16 protein-coding genes are annotated in these 24,225 nt (G+C 44.9%); 2 read left to right on the plus strand and 14 right to left on the minus strand.

The window, feature by feature from the left end:
- Positions 1 to 75: 75 nt before the first annotated feature.
- The 8 genes from NSB03_RS05890 to NSB03_RS05925 form a co-directional block, all read right to left on the minus strand.
- The gene (locus tag NSB03_RS05890) at positions 76 to 789 is read right to left on the minus strand and encodes a MotA/TolQ/ExbB proton channel family protein (protein ID WP_024987409.1); all 714 of its coding nucleotides are present in this window, start codon (positions 787 to 789) and stop codon (positions 76 to 78) included.
- Positions 789 to 1,502 carry a pyridoxine 5'-phosphate synthase gene (locus NSB03_RS05895; protein ID WP_024987408.1) on the minus strand — a complete coding sequence of 238 codons (714 nt, stop codon included), beginning with the start codon at positions 1,500 to 1,502 and terminating at the stop codon, positions 789 to 791. Before NSB03_RS05895 ends, NSB03_RS05890 begins: the two co-directional genes overlap by 1 nt.
- A 741-nt stretch (positions 1,503 to 2,243) precedes the next feature.
- A complete protein-coding gene (locus tag NSB03_RS05900; protein ID WP_024987346.1) occupies positions 2,244 to 5,642 on the minus strand; it encodes a DUF4906 domain-containing protein in 3,399 nt (1,132 codons plus the stop codon).
- A 2-nt stretch (positions 5,643 to 5,644) separates the two neighbouring features.
- On the minus strand, positions 5,645 to 7,294 hold the full coding sequence (locus tag NSB03_RS05905) for a hypothetical protein (RefSeq protein WP_257466278.1): 1,650 nt from the start codon (positions 7,292 to 7,294) through the stop codon (positions 5,645 to 5,647).
- A gap of 27 nt (positions 7,295 to 7,321) precedes the next feature.
- Positions 7,322 to 8,380: a FimB/Mfa2 family fimbrial subunit gene (locus NSB03_RS05910; RefSeq protein ID WP_217938184.1), complete on the minus strand. Its 1,059-nt coding sequence runs from the start codon at positions 8,378 to 8,380 to the stop codon at positions 7,322 to 7,324.
- Between the two features lie 284 nt (positions 8,381 to 8,664).
- A complete protein-coding gene (locus NSB03_RS05915) occupies positions 8,665 to 10,500 on the minus strand; it encodes an Mfa1 family fimbria major subunit (RefSeq protein ID WP_024987344.1) in 1,836 nt (611 codons plus the stop codon).
- A 75-nt stretch (positions 10,501 to 10,575) separates the two neighbouring features.
- Positions 10,576 to 12,042 carry an OmpA family protein gene (locus NSB03_RS05920; protein WP_168355426.1) on the minus strand — a complete coding sequence of 489 codons (1,467 nt, stop codon included), beginning with the start codon at positions 12,040 to 12,042 and terminating at the stop codon, positions 10,576 to 10,578.
- 16 nt (positions 12,043 to 12,058) lie between these two features.
- Positions 12,059 to 12,634, minus strand: a complete 576-nt coding sequence (locus NSB03_RS05925; protein WP_024987343.1) for a DUF3575 domain-containing protein — start codon at positions 12,632 to 12,634, stop codon at positions 12,059 to 12,061.
- Positions 12,635 to 12,930: 296 nt separating this feature from the next.
- Here NSB03_RS05925 and NSB03_RS05930 point away from each other — a divergent pair, with 296 nt between their 5' ends.
- A complete protein-coding gene (locus tag NSB03_RS05930) occupies positions 12,931 to 13,800 on the plus strand; it encodes an NAD kinase (RefSeq protein ID WP_024987342.1) in 870 nt (289 codons plus the stop codon).
- A gap of 353 nt (positions 13,801 to 14,153) precedes the next feature.
- On the opposite strand, the gene NSB03_RS05935 is transcribed toward NSB03_RS05930, so the two are convergent.
- Positions 14,154 to 15,026: a DUF8429 coiled-coil domain-containing protein gene (locus NSB03_RS05935; RefSeq protein ID WP_024987341.1), complete on the minus strand. Its 873-nt coding sequence runs from the start codon at positions 15,024 to 15,026 to the stop codon at positions 14,154 to 14,156.
- 666 nt (positions 15,027 to 15,692) lie between these two features.
- Here NSB03_RS05935 and mdh point away from each other — a divergent pair.
- Positions 15,693 to 16,634 (plus strand): malate dehydrogenase, encoded by a 942-nt coding sequence (mdh, locus tag NSB03_RS05940; protein WP_024987340.1) that lies wholly within the window; start codon positions 15,693 to 15,695, stop codon positions 16,632 to 16,634.
- 91 nt (positions 16,635 to 16,725) lie between these two features.
- Here the strand turns inward: mdh and NSB03_RS05945 are convergent, their stop codons facing one another.
- The 5 genes from NSB03_RS05945 to NSB03_RS05965 are packed head-to-tail and all read right to left on the minus strand — an operon-like array spanning position 16,726 to position 24,090.
- Positions 16,726 to 17,856 carry a vWA domain-containing protein gene (locus NSB03_RS05945; protein ID WP_065540233.1) on the minus strand — a complete coding sequence of 377 codons (1,131 nt, stop codon included), beginning with the start codon at positions 17,854 to 17,856 and terminating at the stop codon, positions 16,726 to 16,728.
- Positions 17,857 to 17,866: 10 nt separating this feature from the next.
- Positions 17,867 to 20,188: a DUF5682 family protein gene (locus NSB03_RS05950; RefSeq protein ID WP_065537685.1), complete on the minus strand. Its 2,322-nt coding sequence runs from the start codon at positions 20,186 to 20,188 to the stop codon at positions 17,867 to 17,869.
- A gap of 12 nt (positions 20,189 to 20,200) precedes the next feature.
- Positions 20,201 to 21,280, minus strand: coding sequence for an ATP-binding protein (locus NSB03_RS05955; RefSeq protein WP_024987339.1), 1,080 nt, complete (start codon positions 21,278 to 21,280; stop codon positions 20,201 to 20,203).
- 22 nt (positions 21,281 to 21,302) lie between these two features.
- A complete protein-coding gene (locus NSB03_RS05960) occupies positions 21,303 to 22,772 on the minus strand; it encodes a DUF5691 domain-containing protein (protein WP_065537683.1) in 1,470 nt (489 codons plus the stop codon).
- The gene (locus NSB03_RS05965) at positions 22,759 to 24,090 is read right to left on the minus strand and encodes an SWIM zinc finger family protein (protein ID WP_024987338.1); all 1,332 of its coding nucleotides are present in this window, start codon (positions 24,088 to 24,090) and stop codon (positions 22,759 to 22,761) included. Before NSB03_RS05965 ends, NSB03_RS05960 begins: the two co-directional genes overlap by 14 nt.
- Between the last annotated feature and the right edge of the window lie 135 nt (positions 24,091 to 24,225).

Consider the following 24,225-nt stretch of genomic DNA (forward strand, 5'->3'; position numbering starts at 1 on the left):
TGATTAGTGGTTAGCGATTCATGATTAACGTTCTCGGTTACTTTCCCCACTTTTACGCAGGTTCTCTTTCAGCCTTTATGTGGGCTCGTTCAGCAAGTCCATGAATTCCATCGTGCGAGACTCCATCTTGTTCACCACACGGTCTACAAGCATCACCAGATAGTTATAGGCAAACATGGCAATGATACCGACAATCAGACCACCGACCGTAGTAATCATAGCTTCGTAGATACCGCCGGAAAGCAATGTGATGTCAATATTCCCGCTTCCCGCGTTCGCCATTTCGTAGAATGCACGCACCATACCGGTCACCGTTCCGAGGAATCCGAGCATCGGGGCGCCGCCGGAGATGGTGGCCATCACCGTCAGTCCTTTTTCAAGTTTCGCCACTTCGATGTTACCGACGTTCTCAATGGCAGCCTGCACGTCGTTGATAGGACGGCCCAGACGACTGATACCCTTTTCTATCATACGTGCCGACGGGGTGTTCATCGTACGGCAATAGTTAATGGCAGCTTTGATTTCACCGCTATGGATATAGTCTTTTATCCGTTCCATAAACATGGGGTCTTCCTTTCCTGCCTTACGAATCATATAGTTACGTTCGAAAAGAATATAGAAACAAACAACGGACAGCACGCCCAGCACAAGCATAATCCACCCACCCTTGACAGCCATATCAAGCATATCCATTTCGGAAGCATTCACCTCTGTCAGGACAGGATTGGCGGTGGCCAGCGAGTCGGCCATATTCATAGCCCCTTGGAGTAACAAAATCATTGCATTCATCAGCGTAGACAGTTTTTATATTCCTGAACGGTGCGTTCCAGTCCCAAGTACAGTGCATCGCTAATCAATGCATGACCGATAGAAACTTCGTCCACCCAAGGAATGTTCTTATAGAAATAGTTTAAATTCACAAGGTTCAAATCGTGTCCGGCATTCAAGCCGATGCCCAGTTTGCGGGCAGCCTTGGCAGCTTCGATAAAAGGAGCGATAGCTGCTTCAGGATTCTTCGGATAGTCCGTCGCATACGGTTCCGTATAAAGTTCCACACGGTCGGCTCCTGCTTTTGCCGCATATTCCACCATTTCGGTGTCGGCAGCCACAAAAACAGAAGTGCGGATACCTGCACTGTTGAACTGGTCGAGAACTTCGGTCAGAAATTCCAAGTTGGCTTTCGTATCCCACCCGGCATTGGAAGTAATCTGCGAAGGGGCATCGGGAACCAAAGTCACCTGATGTGGTTTCACCTTCAGCACCAGGTCTATAAACTCCGGAGACGGATAGCCTTCGATATTGAATTCCGTCCGCAACAATGGGCGCAAAGCATATACGTCAGAATGGCGGATGTGACGTTCGTCGGGACGCGGATGAACAGTGATGCCATCCGCTCCAAAAGATTCACAATCAAGTGCCACCTTCACCACATCGGGAACGTTTCCGCCACGGGCATTTCTCAGTGTGGCAATCTTATTTATGTTTACACTTAATTTAGTCATAATTCTACTGTTAATTTGGCGCAAAAATACAAAGAATTCACGAAAATACGACATAGATTGAAGAAATAAAGTAGCACACATCATGCAAATCGATCCTTATCCGTACATTCGCCAAGCACCGGACTATCGAAAAGAAATATCGAAGAACTTTAAGAGCCTGTTTAAATTTTCCTGAGATTATGTTAGATAGGCTTTACCGACCTGTTTTTATTCGTCACATAGTCTCCGTCATGCTGCTGCTCACAACAACAGAAAATATACTCGAAAGCAACTCTCAAAACTGTGTCGGGCAAAACTCGGAGCAGACTCTTAATAACCCACTTTTCATTCATTAATAGAAAAGTTCTCTTTCATTAATTGTAAACTTCTTATTATCAGTATGTAAACTTTTTCTTCGTTAACTGTAATCTATAAACGCAAGCTTCGTTTATAAAAACAAAGGCTTTGATTATAAAAACAAAGCTTGCAATTATATAATCAAAGCTTGCGTTTATAGTTTGCATCGAATGAAAAGAAAGTTTCCTTCCTGTCCGAAGGAACTTTATACTTAATGGGCGGGAAGTTTTCTATTAACAGCCAAGAGCGCAACTGTTAATACCCCTTCCGCCAACTACAGACGGACGCGACAAGAAGAGCCGGGGTAAGTTAAAATATCAGCTATAAGATTATGACTGAAGAGAATTTAAACAGGCTTTAAGATAAGCAGAAAGATATTTCCGGGCGTACAGTATATTTTCTCGTTTAGTCAGAAGACTTACGCCTTCCGGTAACAGTTCTGATATAAGCCGCATCGCTGTTATTAAAGCCTGTAAGCGTATCATTACCAGGCGTATTATACGATGCATTATTTTCATATCCCTCAAATCCCATTGTAAAATAATTAATATCCAATGCTGACGATTTTCGAACATTAAATATCTGCGATCCTCCTGTAGGAGCAGTGTTTTGTATATACGGTGATTTGGGATCACCTAAATTCTCATTGCGATTATCAAGCCACCTCTCACACCAATAAATGGCACCCGGACGTTTATATAAATCATAAAACAACGGAGTATACTTCCGTGCACCACTCATAACTTCACTACGGCTGGCATAACGCAATCCACCGTCCGGATCTTTAGGGGCTGGCGCCCACGCTCCATTATTGGCTTTTCTTCGTCCATACCCAGTTTTGCCCACAGGCAAAAACAACTGTTTATGGTTTTCACGGTTGTAAACAACAACTCCACGCATCCCTTTATAGGATTCCACACCATCTTTCTCGCGATTATAGCCGGTGGCATCTTCAAACGTACTCTGCACTACCGTTGCACCATCCGCATAAACCACCCCATAAGCTTTCTTTATTTTGTAATCCAAATCATCGCCTGTAATACCTGATACAGCATCGGGATAGGTTGAGATCAATGTATTGTAATCTTCAATGGCTGCAATATGCCGTTGGCTATCGGCTTTCTTGCTATCTATCTTCCAAAACTCTTGCGCTTTTGTTACAGCTACCTCACTCCATCCTTTGGAGGTTTTGCTGCCATCCGGCATCATTACCTGATAACTACTGAGAGCTGTCCCTATTGCACCATCATTCTCCTCAAGAATGGCAATATACGACCCACGTCTGAACAGCGAACCGCCTTCGATAGGCGATTGGGTCAATACCGGCTCGTCTCCATTCTCAAAATGGTGCACATTAAACGATGACCACTTTATTCCATCATCATTTATATCTACATCACCGTATCCGTTACGACAAAAAATATCATGCTCGCATGTGTAATTATGATAGCGTACCTTCACAATCGCAAAGCCTTCGCTACCGTTAAAGTTTATCTGAAAATCAATCGGATGCTCCGATTCACCTTCAATGCGCGTCATATAATGCTGTGGCTTATTATTAGCACCGCTACCCTTTGGCGTCGTACTCAACGTTATTATATTATCACCGCCCTTAACAACCTCTGCGCTCCATTTGCCCACCGATTTAAAAGATTTGTAATCTACCGTCTGTTCATTACTTTGCTCCGGAAGACGCATCAAAGTGACATGAAACGGTTCGGTACTGCCTGCCTTTCTCCATACCCCTTTCGGATTTTCAATACGCCGGACCTGAATAACATCGAGATACACATGTTTCCATTTATACCCGTCACTCCCTTTCATATGAGCGGAAAAGCGCACTTTCATTTTTCGCGGATGCGCGAAATAAGGATTATTTCCAGTGAAACCGGTCTTTGTCACCAGTTCTTTTGCACGGGTGTATAGAGGAAATACAAGCACATATTCTGAGCCGACATGATTCACCGTATAGACACCATCCTTCGAGATAGAAGAATCACCTTCCGGATTCTTAAGGTCATAAATTCTCCACCCTTTATCATTTTTATTCCAATACGTCTTGTTATAGTCTGTTGACTCTGGAACCAAATGAGAAGCCGCGTTTCCGTATCCCGGAGGTGTAATCTTGATTACATTTGTCTGCCGCAACGACAAAAACGAATTCCATGGACCGTCATTGGTAGTCGTACCCGGAGCAACAACCCCCGAAGGTATAGTCGGAAAATCTTCCGATCCGTCTCCCCAAGGTTGCCAATATATCTTGTCTTTATCCGTTTCTTCCGCTGCTATACCCACTTTCGCACCTTCCGGAAATTCGGACAATTCCGCTTTCTCATTACCTACAATCGTAGCATATATATGCGGATCATCCGGGTCTATTTCGCCTACAATACGCAGATGTGCCATCATCTTCTTATTATAGAGGTAAGATATGTATTGCGGAGACACGATATACAATCCCGGTTCGGTCACATAATCGATGTGCCAATCATAATCGTTGGCATACCCTTTCAACTTCAGTGTAAGTTTATAATGGGTGTTGCGCTTGGCGTTATAATCCTTGTCCGTGTCCTGACCGAGCATAAAACGATAGGTAATCGGTCCCGACGACAGAGACGCACCATCGCGCGCCACACACTGATAGTATCCTTTCACCTCGATATATGTGCCAAACGGTTTATTATCTTTCCAACCCGACTTATCGTCATTTTCTTTCCAGTCAGGATAATCGATTTTCACACCGTCTTGCGACTGTTTCTTCGATTTTCCCTCTCCCTGCATATTTTCATAGAAAAACAACGAATGCTCTGAACTGTGGTTATGCACTGTATTGAGAACACTATCCGTGTTGCCATCCATATATTTATGCGCATTATTACATACATGGATGAAATTGTCCGGTGTTATAATGTGCCCGTCACTTTCAACGGGAGGCTGAATGGTCACCGTTTTTCCAAGCATCAACACTTTCTCACGATCTTCTTTCTTCTTTCCGTCCAATCCTTTACCCGGTTCGTTGTCCATACCGAGGGTACACTTACGCGGTATGTCTTTCAGTGTAATGGTTTCGATAAACACATTCACATCATCGTAAAGTTCGGAACCGTCAAAAGCCACCGTAATTTTGGACGCAAGCCGGAGCAACCAGCAATGTATTGTCTTGGTTTTTGCCGAAACAAGTATCTCCTGTTTTTTACTATAGTAAGCATTGCGGTCGGGCTCAAGTGAGAAAACCCCGAACATCTGATTGTTTAGGGCGGCATCCCCGTCTTTCCATTCCAACTCTATCGACTTCAACTGTTCGGGCGTGGAATAGTCCCGGCCGTCAAGATCGCCCATATTCGCCACACCGTAAATAAGATATTTGCCCGAATGAAGTTTCAAGTCAAATTCCAGTTTGCCGGAAGAGGCATCCTGATTATTTTCCTTTTTTTCTTCATCGATGCGGTTATCATCCCTTTCATACTTCACGTTGCTCACATCAGTGTGCGTTGTGCCGCACCCGTACACCGGATAGAGCCCCTGCAATTCCCACTCTGTATTGCCATTATTATTATCCTTTGGCTTATAGACCACCATGCAGAAAGAATTTATATCCTGTATGCTCTCTCCGTTGTCACCTCCCTCAACGGCACGGGTTTGAAGCTGCACCGAGGTTTCACGGTCGAAAGCAATAGTCACATGCATATTGGCTGTGCCTTCCACATATTCCTCCCAAGCAGTATCCCACTCATCTTCGCATGCCGCAAACAACAGCGCAACAAGCGGCAACAGCATGAATCTGGTTATATTATCGAGTCTCATATCTATATCGTTACAAAAGGATTGTCAATCGGTTTTTTATCTTTGTCATAATACTGTTTTCCCGTTTCATCATAATAATAAAGAAGAACGCCCTCTTTATCTCTGATTAAAAGCCAGCCGGTATCAGGATCAGTATTGGAATACGGATTAGGTATCGGGACATTATTCCGGTTGTAATACTGATTATTCTTTACATCAAAATAGTACAGTATATTTCCAACTTTGTCTTTGACTATAATAAATCCCCGCTCATCGGTATTGTCATACGGATTGCGTATCTCGTTGTAGTTTTCATCGTAATACTTTCCCGTTTTCGCATCGTAATAATAAAGAAACTTCCCGGTATCCTCGTCACGTATGATAGACCAGCCTTTCACCGGATCTTTGCCCCAAAACGGATTGAGTATCGGCTGACGGTTCTCATTATAATATTGTCCAGTCTCACTGTCATACCAATAAGTGACATTCACGTCCTCATCGTACACCGGCACCCAATTCGGATTGCGCAACAGACCGAAATCGGGTGTAAGCAGAACCTCGTCATACGGCACCATCTGTACCGTAACACATAACGGACTGGCGGCAAGCGAGAACTTATACCAATAATTGCGCAGAATATCGAACGGGTCATTCTGTTTCTTGCCTGCCGGAGGATCTATGTAATACTTGAAATCGATTTTGTACTGATTGTCATCGTCCTGAAACTTCACCACCAACTGCGTTCGCACTGCGCCACTGGAAAGGTTGTCATATTCGGGCACATACGCCAAATATCGCGTATCGCTCATTTTGGTGAGTGGCAGCCATTCGCTTACTACGGCACCGGCAACTACATGGGGGGTATTGACATAATCTTTGTCGTAATTGCCATGTACATAATCATTCTGTGAAACGGCTCCTGTCGGTGCACAATAACCTTGGGTGTGATAACGGGAAAGTTTGACCCATTCAATGACCTGACCGGAAGCACGGGTCAACTCCAGTTCTACCTTGGCAACTGCACGAAGCAGATGTATAGTACCGATACGCGCCAAGTTGAGCGCATCGAAATTAAGTGTCATCGCGTTGGTAACGCCGTAGAGAGGAATCGGATGCAAAGGAGAAGGGAAATTTCCGGATACATACTTATAGACACCCTTCTCGCAAACGTCAGCAATGGTCGTCTTTCCTTTGACTAACTCGAGGTTTTCATAATTGTCATTTCCCCAGTTGGCAAGTGTCACGATTTTAACGGATTTACCCACAATATCATCCACCAAATCCTTATCTATACCTCCAAGCACGTAATAGCGTTTGGAGGAAGCAAGTGTGGCAGTGGGTACCACCGACTCCACCCTCACCCGACCTATATACTTATTGTCGTCAGTAAAGAACAGGAAACGAAAATTGTTGCCTGGGATATCGATATAATTCTCATATCCCTCTCCCGGATGATAGCCTCCCTCGGGAGTTCTTGCTGCACGTGTAGCCGGCGAAGCATCCGAACCGTCCACCACAATATCAAGACCTACCTGACAAGCACCGACAGGCGCACTGACAACGGTCGTATTGTCATCGCTACCGCAACCGATGAACAGCAACGGAAACAATGCCACAAGCACCATTCTCAGGCAACGTGCCGGCAATAACAATATGTCGGTTTGCAAACTCACTTTATTTATCTGTTTTTGATAACTATATTAAATTTCTGTTTTCTGATATACCATCTGCCACGAAAGAATCTTGATAACCGTTTTCACCCACTGTTTGTTCTTGTCGAGAAACAAGACCAGCGAGTAGTCGTCCTGACGATCGAGAAACTCCTGATCCTCCATATCCGTGTGATGTCCTTTGAGCATCGTGAAATAATCGATAAGCGGAATGGATGCCACCACTTCGTTCAAATCGTTGCGGACTATCAGCCTCGGTTGGCGGTCGGTAAGCAGGCGTGCCACCGTAAATTCGGCAAGTGCCGCACTATGCGTACTCTCCGCACGTGTCTGTTCCCGGATATCGGAATCGGAGTCGGGTGTAGTAGTAGCCGACCCTTGGCTTACCGCCCAAGGATGATAACAGATATTCTCGGTGCCAATCAGTCGGTTATCCCAACCCAAATGGGCATTGTCGTCGACAATCGTGAACGAGAACTCCGATATATCCACCAAGTCACCGCTTAGATGTTGCAAAAGGACATGGATATCGTTCGTATCTTTTATCAAAGGCACAGTGAAAATGTGTGTTCCTTCCGTTGTGGGAAATTCCTGCGCCTCAAGCCGTCCATAATAAAGGCGCTTGATGTCCTGTTTTACGTGGCGTGCCGTGCCGCAGGACGTCTCGGTAGAGGTCTCCCCCACCATCAGGTGACACTGCAAATCTTCCTTGGCAACAGCATCGTTCACTTTGAAAGTGGACGCATGTCCGTCGCCACACCAAGCCACAAGCGTGTAAGTGCCCGGTGCCACATCAACATCCATCATATATCCGGAACGACCGAGCACCTCCCCCGATTCGCGTTTCTGCCATACTACCTTGCCGGTATTGTCGTCAACCAAATAGAGAGTAACGTCGTTGACCTCATAAGGAAACGCATCACCCTGCTTCATGTGATAGGTATACTCGAAACGTACCTTATAATAAGGGTCGCAATCACCCTCGTAGTCGTAGAGCAATTTATTGCACGATGTCAGCGTGACTGCCGATGTCAGCAACACTACCAGAAGCGCCTTTGTCGCGGTAACTATGTCGGTTAATCGATTCACTGTTTTCACGATTGATTATGATATTATTATGATTTTTCCCAAAAAGTGTCTGCCCCTGTGCAGACATATATAATGGCGGACATTGCCCGCTCCTTGTTTCCTTGTTTAAAAGAAAACCATGTCCGGTTTTCTGTCTTTCAATTCTTCACGGCACTTCATTTTCTTTAACCGGCAATGCCGAAAAACCGGTTCTCACCATCCGAACGAAACGGAAATAAACAATAATGAAGAAAGACAGGCACCTCTGACGCAAGCGCCTAAAGACGCCTGTCTTTGTTATAAAATTACAGTTCTACACTCTGATCAACAATTTTCCAAGAAAGGATATTGATAGTAGCATCCAAGTAGTATTTCTGTTCAGGAATTTCTGGGATAATTTCTTCATTAGGATCGAATACACCTGTACCGATGTTTTCAATCTTATTCAGTGTAATCCGATACCAGTGGTTACGAACTACACCGTAACTACCTTCGATAATAACTTTCGTGTTTTCACCTTCAGTACCAAAGCCTGCCAAGTGTTCGATAGGAATGTTGTAGTACATCATACCTTTGGTGAATGCTTCGTCAGACAACAGCAGAGTTTCATCCAATGAATATCCGTCAAGAGCATCTTGAAGTGCCTTAATAACAGCTGCTGCATCAGTATATGCAGTGGAAACTCCCTCTTCTATATGGTAATATGTACCTGAGATTGTTGCTTTTTCGTTTGCAACCACTTTAATCATACCTTTATTGTCACCTTCTGTTACTCTTTTAAGATCCAACCAAGAAGGAAGTTCGGTAGCCTGTATGTACTTACCTTCATTTTCCGAATCCGCAACGTAGATATTGATTGGCTTGGATTTGTTAATAGCATTGATCACATACTTCTTATAATCATCTTTTTTGAACAGCAAACCGTTGTGGCGGATAAGATCAAGTTCATTTCCATCTTTGTCGCAAAGCATTGCTCCAAGAAGAACTGAAGTTGCTTTTGCAGGATCTATTTTACCGTTTTTTGTAATGTTAGCAACTATATTGGTGTTTTCATTACAGTAAGCATAACCATTATTATCTTTATTGCCGTCTACTGTATTCTTGAGATTTCCAAAAGTCGTATAATTCAAAGTCTTATTCTCCCCTTCAGTAACGATGGTTTTGTCATAAACAGTTGATTGTGCCCAGAAGCAACGGTAATCACCACTGTTATCCCAACTTGCAAACGGAGCAGTTTCCTTCCAACTATCTTTCAGTTGTTTTGACAGGTATGAATCTTTTGTTGTAGCGCTCAATCCCCAATTGGAAAATTTCACATAGACTTCAGTTACACCCTCGTTTGGGTCAACCTGTCCATTTTCATTACCTGCAATAGTTACATTATTAAGTTTATAAAGTTTTTTGCCATCCTTGTCTGTTCCAACAGATGTCAAATTCTCACTAGTCTCAACTTGTACTTTTGCAGCAAGACGCTCTACGTAAACCTGTACAGCTCCACTTTCTGCTGCTTCAATTGGTTCAGGTTTGAATTGTGTAGACAGTATTTTGGTAGCATAATAAAAATTATTATTATGTTTTGTTTCATCGGTACCAAAATAGCTTGAGGTACTCATTACAAAACAATCAACAGTAGATGGGTCTTTACCTTCAACAGTTTCTGTATATGTATTGTACCATTGTTTCAAAGATTGAGAAGTAGCTTCTATAGTAGGTTGTGCAGTAAATCCTTCCGCATTAATTACTGTCAACAGGTATTCCGGATAATTCTTCTCTGTTACACCACGGAGTACTATCACCGTATTTCCCTTAAATTCTACATTGTTTCCAGTGGACCCATGGTCTCCGTTATCATTACCACCGTTCCATACACTTGCTTTTCCAACAAATACTCCTTGAGCATCAAAGAAGAAGAACTGTGCATCCTTCACTGTGTGTTCTGATGCAATACCGTTTTCATAACCACCATCTGTAGCACGTGTCATTGCGCTTGCATCCTGCAGACGGACGTTCAAATAAGCTTCACCGTTGGCAACACCTGGTAATGTTGTATTGTCTACCTCGGGAGCAATCTCATCATTTGAGCAAGCTGCCATCAGGGCGATTGCTGCAAACCCTAAGAAATAGTTACTAATTTTCTTCATGTTTTTTTTAATGTTTAGATGAATTACTATTGTTTTCTTTTCCCATTATTATTTTTTCCCTGTCTTTTTCCATTATTATTTTTCTGTAGGCTGTATCAGGTATTTCACTGTCGGTTTCGCACGATGTTTCTTCAACAGTTCGAGTTGGCTGATTGCCACATCAAGTCCCTGTTCGGCAGCAGTGGTCATATACATCTGCGCACGTTCGAAGTCACCGTTGCGAGCCGCCAGCACTCCGCGGGTATAAATAGCCTCCACCGAATCGCCGGAACGAGCCACATATCGGGCAGCCTCAACGAGATTGTTGCGCTTCATCATGATATTGGCGGCATTAAGGTTGGCTTCGTTGTTGTACGGGTATATCTCGACGGCTTTCATATAAGTAGCCTCATACTCCGGACTGTCCGGAGAATACGTTGCCGCTATGCGCGAGAAATCTACGGGACGGAGACGCTCGGGAGTTGTCCGGAAGACACGTTTCAGTTCGTCGATGTCGGCAAATGTACGTATGGAATATGTCACCTTATAATCCGAATGACGCAGCCACGGATAAACGGTCTTCAATATTACCGAATACTCTTCAGGGAAACGCCGTTTGATGGTAAGGTCTTTGGCATCCGGGTCCATATCGCTACGTGCAATATCGAGTATTTCAGTACGATGTTCCAAACGGCACGTATCCAGCCATTCGATAAGCCCCTGCCAGTCTTCCGGTTCGAAGTCGGTGTGCATTATCGACTGGTCGAAGTTGTAATGGCTCCGCACATACTCTTTCAATGTGGCGGTACGCCCCATGGCAAGTTCGATGTTATGTTTATAAGTTCCCTCGGGAGAGGCGAATCCTTTTATGCTGACCGATGTAATGGTGGCATCAGGATCGTTTTTCACTTTGTCGATGGACGCTATGATTTTGCCAATCTCTTTCGGATTGTTCATGTAGTCGGGCTTCAATTCGGTGCGGTCGACAACGAAAGTCACAAAAGCACGTCCCTCAGCAGACATCACCACCAGGCTATCGCCCACAATATTCACATAACGGAAATCGGGATGAAACGGTTCGATCACGTAATTGAGTTCGGCAACCGGCGTGTCTCCCGCGTCTTCTATCGGGTCGCAACAAGTCTGCGTCTCTTCACGCATCACCACCAAACAACGCTGCATCCACGGCTGAAAACGGACTGTCTCGCGAAACGCCACCAGTTCGTCCGAACCGGCACGGACAAGTTTCTCGCCCGGCATAATATCCTTATTGCGCAGATGTGCATAATAACTGTTCTTTCCGGCAACGGTGATGGCCGGCAACCGGAGACTGTCGGCACTACCGATGGCACGAATGACAGGTGTGAACACCACTTCACGGTCAAGTCCCGGCTTGATATGACGGGCATCGACATCGAAATGAATCAGGAGCTGCCCTTCACCACGACTGATATTAATCTTTGAGACCTTGAACAATCTGCCGGAATGTGCCGATGCCGTCCCGACACATAACATCATCACAACAGCACAAACAATGCTATTTTTTAACATATTTACCTTCATAGTGTGGTGCATTTTATCAGAAAACATAGATTAAGTTGACTGCCGCTTTCGTTGGCCCTACGTAATTGTGGCTCTTGCCCGACTCCACTTTCTGACCGCATCCGGCACAATTAAACCGGTCGTAACGGGTATATGTCCATCCGAAGCCGATTTCCGCTTCGATGTTCCACCGGCGGTTCAACACCCAGTCGTAACCGTATGCAATGCCCGCTCCGACAAACCATCCTTGATAGCGCGAATCTTTCAATTTGCCGAAATCAGTACCCAGCATTTTGAAATCCATATCCAAATGACCTATATTATATTGACCACCCAGCAAATGTGCTCCAAAGAAATGTCCTGCAAAAGGACGGCAAATCCAACGGCGCAATTCAGGTTGCAACACATAATTGCGCCACTGCTTTCTCCATAGATTAAAGATACCCGACACTTCCGCAGTCCAAAGTGGGGCAAGACGAGTCTCGATCGCAACATTCGCATTTGCTGTTGCATCGTATAACAAGTTCGTTTTAATTACCGTTTTTTGCGCATTTGCTTCCGCCATAAACAGACAAACGAACATGAACAAACCTATAAACTTTTTTATTTTCATTCCCCTGTTGCTTTTTAGAAACTTACAACATCCTAACACATACAATAAAACTTTTTTCCGAATCCAAATACTGTTTTATGAATCCTCTTTGTTTCCATTACAAATATAATTTCGTTGCAAATATACGGCATTTAAAAAAAAAGTATACTTACATTAACATTCATTAAACTGCATTTATCTGTTTTTTAATTGTTTAAAGTATTATAAAATCAAAAAAATCAAAAATAAAAAAGAAAGATTAAAGAGATATATCAAGAAAAAATAGCATTTTTGTATTTAAAAATAAAGATTCGATTATGAAATTTGCAATTTTCGGGAATACGTATCAAGTTAAAAAATCCTTTCATGCCGCCAATTTATTCAGACTACTGAAAAAACGGGGAACGGAAGTCTGCGTATGCAGGGAGTTCTACCAATTCCTGATTTCAGAGCATATGGAAATCGAAGCCGACCAATTGTTTGACGGCGATGATTTCACAGCCGACATGGTAATCAGTATCGGCGGGGATGGCACTTTCCTGAAAGCTGCCCGCCGGGTAGGCAGAAAGGGGATTCCTATCCTTGGCATCAATACGGGACGTTTGGGCTTTCTTGCCGATATTTCTCCCGAAGAGATGGAAGAGACATTCAACGAGATTCAAGCCGGAAGATACAATGTTGAAGAACGCAGCGTGCTTCAACTTATCTGTAACGGCACCCACCTGCAAGCATCTCCGTATGCTCTAAATGAAATAGCCGTACTCAAACGGGACAGTTCTTCAATGATCAGTATCCGTACTGCCATCAACGGTGCATTCTTGAATACTTACCAGGCCGACGGATTAGTGATTGCTACTCCAACCGGTTCAACAGCTTATTCGCTAAGTGTGGGCGGGCCGATTATGGTTCCTCATGCCAACACCATCGTCATTACTCCCGTAGCTCCGCACAGCCTTAATGTTCGCCCTATCGTCATACGTGACGATTGGGAAATCACGTTGGATGTGGAAAGCCGCAGCCATAACTTCCTGGTCGCTATCGACGGCAACAGTGAAACCTGCAAGGAAACGACGCAACTCACTATTCGCCGTGCCGACTACAGCGTAAAAGTGGTGAAACGCTTTAATCACATCTTTTTCGATACACTTCGCAGTAAAATGATGTGGGGAGCGGACGGCAGAAGATAAACAGTCCTTTGGCTGAGGTCACTCCTGAATGCAAATTTCGTCAAGATTGATGAATCTGTATACCCCGTGTGGTGGGCATATAGATTCAGTGCGGTGGATATATAGATCCATCGCGGTGGGCATATAGATCCATCACGGTGAGTATATATACCCACCAAGGTGGATACACAGCTCTACTGTCAAGTCTGAAAAGCTGAATGCACTGAAAGCACTCCCCCTGGCTACAGCCTATTCTCGCAGGGGTTGTTTTTTTTCGCCTTCATCCGCTATCGCCTTCCAGCAAGGCGTTTGCGGATAAGACTGAAACGACTGAAACCGGATTATAGCATAAGAATCCGGTAAGAAAGTCTTGGCTAATTCAATATAAACGACTGCGAGCCTATCAGATTGCCGTCTTCGAAGATATCAACCCGATAGTTTCCGGCATATAAGAACTCTTCCACATCCCAAAACACATTAACGTTCTGTTCTTCTCCGGTGTACTCAATATACTTTTTGATAGAATAGGCCAGTGTACGATTCTCATAAGGGAAAGTATTGGACGCACTCTTAGTCAACACATCGTTGTCCGGCTTAGTGATACGTATGTATAGGGTACGCTCACCGTTTTCAGCAGTGATATTCTTTACCACCGTAAAGCTGATGGCCAGTTTCACCACATCTTTCACCTTCTTAGCTACTTTGCCACGTTTGTTGCGGGGGTCGATACGGATATTGGTGGCGTCAAGCTGGGCGGCCAATGTCACCTTCTTATCCAAGTTCTTCTTTTCTTCAGAAAGATTACTGATTTGTTGAGAAGCCTTATTATACTTCTCGGTCACATCAGCAATAACCTGTTTCTGCCGTTCGGTCAGTTTATTCAATGAATCAATCTGGTTGATATACCCGATCATTACCTTACGCAGGGTAGCCAGTTCTTTCTTCAAACGGCGGATTTCCGTAGCGTTCGAGCTTTTCACCGTACGGAGTTCTTCCAACAAACGCTGTGTTTTCAGTTGCTCCTGTTCCAACAAATGAGACAAAGAATCATTGGATATGGTCATCTTCAACTCATCATATTGTTGTGCGAAACGGGTGTATTCGTTTTCCAAATCTTCCTTATCTAATTGAAACTCCTGCACTAACTCACGGTTAGCTTGTTTCTCGGTAAACAATAAATAGGTAACACCAATAATAGCTATCACCAAGATAGTCACGGCCGCAATAAGAAGGCTTTTTTTACTCATAGTTTCAGTTGTGAATTGATAACGTGCGCAAAAGTAATCATTTCGCAACAGAAGTCAAGCAGAAATACAGAGAGTTTTTTATCCCCCGCTGCTAATCCATATAATTTTAACTTATTTGCTTGCTAATTTATTCAAATTGGCAAAAGCAAAGCACTCAAACACCTTTTTTCGCCAAGATGCCAATTAAACTTATCTTATTGCCTACTATTATTAACTCCACTGCCTATTTTTACTTCGTTTAACTATAGTTACTCTTGCGTATGACTATAGTTATACGCAAGGGAGACTATAGTTATTTTTGCGTATAACTATAGTGAAACGAAGTAATAGTAGCGAACGAAGTAAATCCGAATAGGCAAGCAGCTATAAAAAAATGGCTAAATAAACAATTCTCCATAACAGTGCACTCTCACTATAGCTACATTCGGTTTATAACCGTACCTCAAACAGCTTCCTTTGCCCAAACTTTTCATCCTACCTATTATATTAACGTCAGTTCGATATAAGTTCGCCCGCATGGCTTATATCAAACTGACGTCATATTATTAGGAAGTTTGACCTTTAACTAAAATTATTACGGAAAAATTTCTTTAATCAGGATTATCGTTGTAATTTTGTCGCGCTAAAAGATAAAACAAATTATCAACTTTTTAAATATATAGTATTATGTCAAAAGTAACCGTAGTAGGCGCAGGTAACGTAGGTGCTACATGTGCAAATGTACTTGCTTTTAATGAAGTAGCAGACGAAGTAGTAATGCTGGACGTTAAAGAAGGCGTTTCAGAAGGTAAAGCAATGGATATGATGCAGACAGCTCAATTGCTGGGTTTCGACTCTACATTGGTAGGCTGCACTAACGACTATGCTCAAACTGCTAACTCTGACGTTGTTGTGATTACTTCAGGTATTCCTCGTAAACCGGGTATGACTCGTGAAGAATTGATCGGTGTGAACGCTGGTATCGTTAAGTCGGTAGCAGAAAACCTGTTGAAATATTCTCCTAACGCTATCATCGTTGTTATTTCTAACCCGATGGATACAATGACTTATTTGGCATTGAAGGCTCTGGGCTTGCCGAAAAACCGTGTAATCGGTATGGGTGGTGCTTTGGATAGCTCTCGTTTCAAATATTTCTTGTCTCAAGCTATCGGTTGCAACGCTAACGAAGTAGAAGGTATGGTTATCGGTGGTCACGGTGATACTACGATGATTCCTTTGACTCGTTTCGCTACTTACAAAGGTATGCCTGTAGCTAATTTCATCTCTGCAGAGAAATTGGAAGAAGTTGCTGCTGCTACTATGGTAGGTGGTGCTACGCTGACTAAATTGCTGGGTACTTCTGCATGGTATGCACCGGGTGCAGCAGGAGCATTCGTAGTTGAATCTATCCTTCATGACCAAAAGAAGATGATTCCTTGTTCTGTATTATTGGAAGGTGAATACGGCGAATCAGATCTTTGCATCGGCGTTCCTGTAATCCTTGGCAAGAACGGTATCGAAAAAATCGTTGAACTGAACCTGAACGAAGACGAAAAAGCTAAGTTCGCAGCTAGCGCAAAAGCTGTTCACGGAACGAACGCTGCTTTGAAAGAAGTAGGTGCTCTGTAATTAATCCCCTTACTTTATATATCAAGAAAGGCTGTTCTTCACAACGAGGAACAGCCTTTTTCGTTGCCACCGAATATCCGGTATTCGATTGTCAGGACATCTTTATGTTTTGAGAAACCCACATACCGATATCCTGTTTGCTAAGAGCAGCCGCCATCAGGTCGGGAAACTTATCCGGAGTGCAGGCGAAAGTAGGTACGCCGATAGAAGCTAAAAATTCCGCATGGTTCTTGTCATAAGACGGAGCACCATCATCATTCAATGCCGGCAACACAATCAGTTGCACGCCGCTGTCGACAAGAGACGCAAACCTCTTTCGCATCTCTCGCGGATCGCCCCCTTCATAAAGGTCGGTCACCAATACGAGCACTGTATCTTGCGGGCGGGTCACTATGCCTTGACAATAAGTCAAAGCCCGGGCAATATCCGTCCCTCCGCCCAGTTGCACTCCAAAAAGCAAATCGACAGGGTCTTGCAAATCATCCGTAAGGTCGACAACCGCCGTGTCAAACACGACCATTCGGGTAGAGACAGCCGGAATAGACGCCAATACAGAACCGAAAATGCCGGAGTAAATCACGGATGTCCCCATAGAACCACTCTGGTCCAAACACAGAATGATATCTTTCATGGCTTTCCTCTTACGGCCGTATCCGATACGTATTTCAGGAATAATCGTCTTATACTCAGGCTGGTAATTTTTCAGGTTCTTCGTAATGGTTGTTTTCCAGTCTATTTCATTATAGCGGGGATTCCGGCGACGGGCGGAGCGATTCAACGCACCGGTCACCGCCTGTTGGGTAGGTGCCGACAGTTTGCGGAGCAATTCATCAACCACCCGACGGACTACCTGACGCGCCATCTCTTTATTCTTCTCCGGAATCACCTGACTTAAAGACATCAAGGTAGCCACCAGATGCACATCGGGAACCACCGTTTCCAACATCTCCTTTTCTGTAAGCAACGTAGTCAGATTCAACCGTTTGATGGCATCCCGCTGAATCACCTGCACCACTGTCTGTGGGAAAAACTCACGAATCTCCCCCAGCCATCGGCTGACTTTGGGAGCCGAGGAGCCCAGCCCTCCCCTCCTGTCGCTATCATATACGGCTTCCAAGGATTGGTCGATCCGCCGTTCTTCCACGCTCAACGATACGCCTGTGCCATCGGCCTCATCACCCCCCAATATCAAACGCCATCTTTTCAGTAATTCTTCTTCCATTTCTTTTCTTTTACTTTGTTTCAAGTCCCAACAACTGACGAATCACCGGAATTACTCTTGCCGCCTCTTCCCGGTCGAGATTCAAATCCTCTGTTCCGGCAAGGGGACGGGCGGTGGCAGTTCCGGCATGACGTGCCTTTTCTCCCAGTTTACGGCGCTCGGCCGAAGTAAATTCACTGAAAGTACGCCGCAGAATCGGCAACAACTCCATAAACGTCTCTTGCTCCTGCGCACACACCCAAGTATTTACCAGATTCCAAAGACGATCGTCCAATAGTAACACCGAACCCGAAGAGCGCAGGAATCCTTCAAACCAATAAGCCATGTCTGCCGGAGAATTACCAACCGACGAATAGTAACTTAACGTATCCTGCATTTCTTCCATCGTTATCTCGCCTTTATCATTCAGCAAACGAGTGGCGTAACCGGACAATAACGGATGGACATTGGCCGATAAGCGTATTTGACAGATAAAATTACGCCACATCCGGTTCAGTTCTTCCCGATTCAGAATAGAAAGGGCATAGTCTGTGGCAACTAATTTGTCGAGCAGACCGCTTGCCGCTTCTTCATCAATATTGATACATACCAGCACACCGCCTGCAAGAATACGCGCAACCATCGCCTCAAGCATACTGCCTACCTTCGAGAAGTCGAGGTTGCGGACATTTCCGTAACGGACGATATTCACCAGTCCGGGAATCGCTTCCATCATTTCAAGAATATCGGTCGAGGCTGCCGAAAGTGCATCCAGCCGCACGGTCATAGTCTCCACCAATGCGGGAAGATCTGCCGGAAGCACCCCGTTCAATAATGCGGTCAACTCAGGAATATGACAAATCTCCTCCATGGTTGCCTGCAAATACTTTTGGGTAGCTTCCATCACCGTATTCCCCCATATCGCCCGCTCAATGATATCGATAATCTGTTCCGGTTTATGATATAAGGTCCATTGTTCTTTAAAAGTACCTTTACCGTCTATTTCTCCGTGAATCGCCCAGTCAATTCCCAACAATTGCAGACGATGAAAAAAGATACTCCGTTCGAGGTCATTGGGTTTGCGGAGGTCCAGTATCAGCTCTTTTATTTCGGCAGTGAACGGAACACGCAGACTTTTCTGTGTCTTCTCCACATCTACCAGCAACGGCACCTTGGGCACATTATCGGGAACGCTTCCCAAACGATTGCTGATAATGAGCTCTTCACGAATGATTTGCAACAAGATATCATCTCCAAACCCCATCACTGTAGTCACAGCCTCGTTATATTCGTTCAGTGAAGGATAGGGCAGATTTCGGAGTGCGGCCGTAGCTTGTGCCAGTCGGACAGTCTCAATGACGTGAGCCACCGAAATATCCATATTCTTCTGCCGCAACAAGGAGGCTATCCGGCTTATCCAAAGCGTACCGTCATCTTCCGGATGATGCCAAAGATAGTGATACCATCCCGGAGATTCGATTCCCGCGCCATAACCGCTACGCAGAGCCAACCGATTATATGTCCACGGAATCCATGTACATTCTATTTTTACTTTCGGCAAGCCTTTCAGCAATGCGTTATCCTCTTTCACTTTAGGCATATCCTCCAGTGCGGGCACATGCCAAGCACCGCAAACAACGGCAATGCGCTCAAAGTTTTCTTTCTGTGCCGCCCGTATCATTTTACGCATCCAGGCTTCACGAAGCAAATCACGGGCGGAAGTCTGTCCGGACAGTTCTTCCCGAAGAGCAGTGACCGCTTCCTTCACCGCCTGAAATATATCTTCAGATTCCTTTCGGTGTTCAATCATCATTTCCCACCAGGATTCTCCATCGGTACATCCGGCGGCACGAGCCAGCCAATCAAACGGATCGCCGATTGATTCTTCTTTCTTTTCTTCTGCCGCTGTGACTGTTTCTTCCGCCACTTCCATTTCTGCAGCTTCCATTTCGATCGTTTCCTTTTCGGTCGGGTCTGTTTGTTCGTCAACGGATTCCGTCAATTCTTCCGAAGCCTTCAGTTCTTCCTGTTTACGGAGAGCCATCGAATAAACCAAAGGCAAATCGAAGAAACGAAGAGGAACCCCATTCTGTACGGCATATCGCATCGCCTGCCATTCCGGAGAGAACTCAGCAAACGGATAGAATACTGCCCGTTGCGGTTCGTCGGGCTGATAAGCCAACAACGCAACGGGAGGAACCATCTGCGGATTTCCCACACAAGCAAGCAATGCCTCTGCTTCTGCCGGACCTTCTACCAGAATCAAATCCGGTTGCAGTTCTTGCAGGTAATTCAGCACATTGCGGCATGAGCCGGGACCATGATGCCTGATACCTAATAAATGAATCGCCATTTTCTCTTCTTTTTAGATCATATCCCTTGAAGCACGATAGATGTCTTTCCAACCCTCCCGGTTCTTCACGACTGTTTCCATGTATTCCTGCCAAACGACTTTATCTTGTACCGGGTCTTTTACCACTGCTCCCAAGATACCGGATACCAAATCTTCCGCATGGATTTCTCCATCGCCGAAATAACCGGCCATTGCCAAGCCGTTATTCACAACCGAGATGGCTTCAGCCGTGCTAAGTGTACCACTCGGTGTTTTCAGTTTGGTCTTGCCATCGACAGTCGCCCCCTGCCGCAGTTCACGGAAAATGGTGATCACCCGCCGAATTTCCGACAACGCCGGCTTCTCTGCCGGAAGCTGCATCACCTTCTCAAAGCTTTCCACCCGACGACGGACAATATCAATCTCCTCGTCAATAGAGTCAGGCAAAGGCAAAATGACCGTATTGAAACGTCGCTTCAAAGCACTCGAAAGTTCATTCACCCCCTTATCGCGATTGTTGGCGGTGGCAATGATATTGAAGCCGCGGACAGCCTGTATCTCTTTATTCAACTCAGGAACGGGGAGCGTCTTTTCTGAGAGAATCGTAATCAAAGTATCCTGTACATCCGAACCGATTCGGGTCAGCTCTTCAATACGCCCGATCTTTCCTTCCTGCATCGCTTTCATGACAGGAGTCTGTATCAAAGCACCCTCACTTGGTCCTTCCGCCAGCAAACGTGCATAGTTCCATCCATAACGGATGGCCTCTTCACCTGTTCCGGCTGTACCCTGCACTATCAACGTCGAATTGCCCGAGATGGCAGCCGCAATATGCTCACTCACCCAGCTTTTTGCCGTTCCGGGTAAGCCGTAAAGCAACAACGCGCGGTCGGTTGCCAAAGTGGCGACCGCTATTTCCATCAGACGACGGTGGCCGATATATTTCGGAGAGACTTCGAAACCATTCTTCAACTTGCCACCCATCAGATAAGTGACCACAGACTGCGGAGACATTTCCCAGTTCTTCGGAATGGCATAAATCTCGTTCTTTTTCAACTCATGAAGTTCTTCTGCAAATTGCTGTTCGGCATGTTCTCTCAATAAAGCGCTCATATCTTTCAGTTTTTATTGTTCGTTATTTAATTAAGGTATCTATTTTCTGTTTTACATCCATGTACTCCAGTACCAACCGACAAAAGTAAAAAGTCGTATTGTTCTCCTGCTTTGTCACCGAAGCGGCAATCCGCTCCAACGTACCTCTCATTTCCGCAGGGAAATACACAGCCAATTGTTCCGCCGTTTCTTTAGGAAGATAGTAGTTATTTCGCAGAAGGCGTTGCAAGACATAGGATGAAAATTTCATTCCCCATTCCCCGCCGTCTTCATTAAACCAACTATCCGGAATCAGTCCGCCTTTGATTGTCTGAAATGCTATTTCTTCACGCTGAGAAGGAGAAAGCAACCCCGCTAACGCAAGGCTCATATCTTCTTCCGCATTTTCTTTCAATGTGTAATAAGCCCATACGGAATCTCCGAAATTCAGAATCGGACTTGAAAGATCAAACAATTTCTGAAAAGGAGGTTTCTTCGCCAATTTACCCGCTGCCTTTTCCGGTGTACAGTCGTAGAACTCACTCCAAAAACTTAGTGGCACCCGTTCTGCCAATTGCCTCAACAAGAAGCGATCATCTTTTTCGTCTTTATTGGCACTGACCTCTTCAAATCCTAATTTCTTCATTTCCGGCGTATATTCAATCTTATCGTACGACCACCCTGAAAGAAAATTAAAATGCAATTTCCCACGCAACAACTCCTGATAGGTTTTCACCAGTTCCGAATCCGGCAAGCTGCACAACAATCGGCGGGCAGTCTCTTTGACACTGCCACTTCTGTCCTTCAAAAGAAGTTCCTGCAAGAAAGCCTCGTCCGCTTTGGTCAATCCTATACGCAGACACCGAATCAACTCCTCGCGATGAGCGGCTGATTCATTCTTCAACTCTGTCTGCAATAAAGCCAGTCCTTGTTCGGGCTGTTCCTGCCGCAAACGACACAACATCCGTTTCCGTTCTTCGTGGGAAGCCGTCTCCCAACTTTCATTTCCCGGTTCTCCCCATGCGGGAAGTCCCATTTCCGAAAGCAGCCAACGCCCTCTACGCCCCGACAATTCCGACAACCAACGTTGCTCTTCGTGCCGCTTAGGATTGTTTCGGTCAAAAGCCCTTTGCAATAAAGCTGGCAGATAAACTGGCGGCAACAACTTATCGAAAGCTATCGCTTTACGATATGCATATAATAAGAGATATGAGTTCCGGTTACTATGCAGGGAAGTCAACAGTTCTCCCACTTCGCGGGAGAAGCAGGCTTTACTCTCTTCGGGAGCTTCCGATACGGACACGGGGTCTTTCAACAAGTATGCCTTCAATCCGGCACGTCTGAAAGCGAAACCTAAAGCCGACAGTTGATAAAAAGCTGTCTCCGCATCTTCCGCTTTCTCTTGAATGTCACGCAAGCTGTCTTGCAATTCTTCGGGCAAATCCGTTGCTATCAGTTCACGAGTAGCAGTCCCTAATAATGCTATATTAATCAGTTGGTCAGTTACGTTCATCTTTCCAAAAATAATATTCAGATTGATACCAAATAGTTTTCAATTCCCAAAAAGTAACATCCGCCAGCAGGAAAGCAGCAAAAGGCTTTCCACCGGTAGTAGCAAGAATATCAATACGAATGTTTTCGTCCACATGTACCGGCATGACACGTCCTTCGGCATCTTGCAGGTATTGTGCATTGCCGGCTGTCATCAATCTGACATTATCTACCAATAAAGGGACTTCCTCCACAAAAGGATTGGTCCGGACGATCGTTCTATAATATTGTGTGGCAGTTTCCAAGTCGGGACAACAAGAAGGCTGGAATTTTTCGTCCGACCGTTGCAGTTCTTTGGGCAATGCACGTAAAGCGGCAACTCCTTTGTAAAAGTACAATGGGCCCTGATACGTACCACCGGACAGAATCGTAAACTCCGGCAGCGTTCCCGGAACCATAAAATAAACATACACCGCCATCCGGCGACTCGCCTTTCCATACAACCAGAAAACATCGGTTCGCAAATCGTTCACCTTATTACTTCTTGTATGCAGTACCATCCACTGATCTTCGACAGGTTCTCCCGCCATCACCTCTTCCTTTGATTGCGGATATCCTATTTGAGTACGAATTTCGAATTGCCAGTCAGCCGGAAGATTATCCAAATGTTTATAGCTTTCCGCAAGCAGATATATTTTACTCAGTTTGTCTGTCAGTTTGAATTTCCAGTCCTCCGAATAGTAATTCAACTCCTGAAGTCCCCTCAGCCTGCCTGCCAGCCCTGACGCCTGTGCGTCAACCATTCTCCGCGAGATAGCTTCAAACAAGGTGCAGGCTCTCTCCGGAACGTTGAGTAACCCGTTGCGCAACAAGTCTTTCATCCATATCTGAAGGTCTTCAATCCCTCCCAACACTTTTTGATGACGCACAGCCTGTCTCTTGGCCTGCGCCGCCTCATCTATCGGAGCTGCCGTCTTTTTTTCTTTCCGCTCTTTCTTTTCTTCCTTCTCTTTACGTTTGGAAAGCCATGTTTCCACCCAATCCGGTTCCTCTGCCTGCTTGAAAGATTCGGAATAAGACGCATACATATATAAAAGTCCCAAAGCATGTTTACATGGAAACTTACGGCTGGGGCAAGAACATCTAAATGCAATATCCTTTATATCAACAACTGTTTGATAAGGTGTTTGTCCACTTCCTTGACAATGCCCCCAGATGGCACGGTCACTATACTCCAAAAGCAACCATTTGGCTCGGCTCGCTAAACCTTTTCCTGCCTTCACTGAAGCCGCATCCGGCGCCAATTGGGCAATTTGTTCTTCTGTCAGATTTAATAACATTACGGTATGTTTATCATATTTCCGAATGCAAGTATAACATATTTTTCAAACAGAAGCATTAAAAAAAAGCTAATTCTTTTTGCATTTTCAAAGAAAGCACTACTTTTGCATCGTTGTTTATGCAATTATTGTTTA

The organism is Bacteroides acidifaciens, assembly GCF_024623065.1.
Classification (GTDB): Bacteria; Bacteroidota; Bacteroidia; order Bacteroidales; family Bacteroidaceae; genus Bacteroides; species Bacteroides acidifaciens.

What these genes read in the sequence shown, in the direction of transcription:
- NSB03_RS05890 (WP_024987409.1), bottom strand. Translation starts at nt 789, where the DNA reads ATGAATGCAATGATTTTGTTACTCCAAGGGGCTATGAATATGGCCGAC.
- NSB03_RS05930 (WP_024987342.1), top strand. Translation starts at nt 12,931, where the DNA reads ATGAAATTTGCAATTTTCGGGAATACGTATCAAGTTAAAAAATCCTTT.
- mdh (WP_024987340.1), top strand. Translation starts at nt 15,693, where the DNA reads ATGTCAAAAGTAACCGTAGTAGGCGCAGGTAACGTAGGTGCTACATGT.
- NSB03_RS05945 (WP_065540233.1), bottom strand. Translation starts at nt 17,856, where the DNA reads ATGGAAGAAGAATTACTGAAAAGATGGCGTTTGATATTGGGGGGTGAT.
- NSB03_RS05935 (WP_024987341.1), bottom strand. Translation starts at nt 15,026, where the DNA reads ATGAGTAAAAAAAGCCTTCTTATTGCGGCCGTGACTATCTTGGTGATA.
- NSB03_RS05915 (WP_024987344.1), bottom strand. Translation starts at nt 10,500, where the DNA reads ATGAAGAAAATTAGTAACTATTTCTTAGGGTTTGCAGCAATCGCCCTG.
- NSB03_RS05895 (WP_024987408.1), bottom strand. Translation starts at nt 1,502, where the DNA reads ATGACTAAATTAAGTGTAAACATAAATAAGATTGCCACACTGAGAAAT.
- NSB03_RS05955 (WP_024987339.1), bottom strand. Translation starts at nt 21,280, where the DNA reads ATGAGCGCTTTATTGAGAGAACATGCCGAACAGCAATTTGCAGAAGAA.
- NSB03_RS05925 (WP_024987343.1), bottom strand. Translation starts at nt 12,634, where the DNA reads ATGAAAATAAAAAAGTTTATAGGTTTGTTCATGTTCGTTTGTCTGTTT.
- NSB03_RS05960 (WP_065537683.1), bottom strand. Translation starts at nt 22,772, where the DNA reads ATGAACGTAACTGACCAACTGATTAATATAGCATTATTAGGGACTGCT.
- NSB03_RS05965 (WP_024987338.1), bottom strand. Translation starts at nt 24,090, where the DNA reads ATGTTATTAAATCTGACAGAAGAACAAATTGCCCAATTGGCGCCGGAT.
- NSB03_RS05900 (WP_024987346.1), bottom strand. Translation starts at nt 5,642, where the DNA reads ATGAGACTCGATAATATAACCAGATTCATGCTGTTGCCGCTTGTTGCG.
- NSB03_RS05920 (WP_168355426.1), bottom strand. Translation starts at nt 12,042, where the DNA reads ATGAAGGTAAATATGTTAAAAAATAGCATTGTTTGTGCTGTTGTGATG.
- NSB03_RS05950 (WP_065537685.1), bottom strand. Translation starts at nt 20,188, where the DNA reads ATGGCGATTCATTTATTAGGTATCAGGCATCATGGTCCCGGCTCATGC.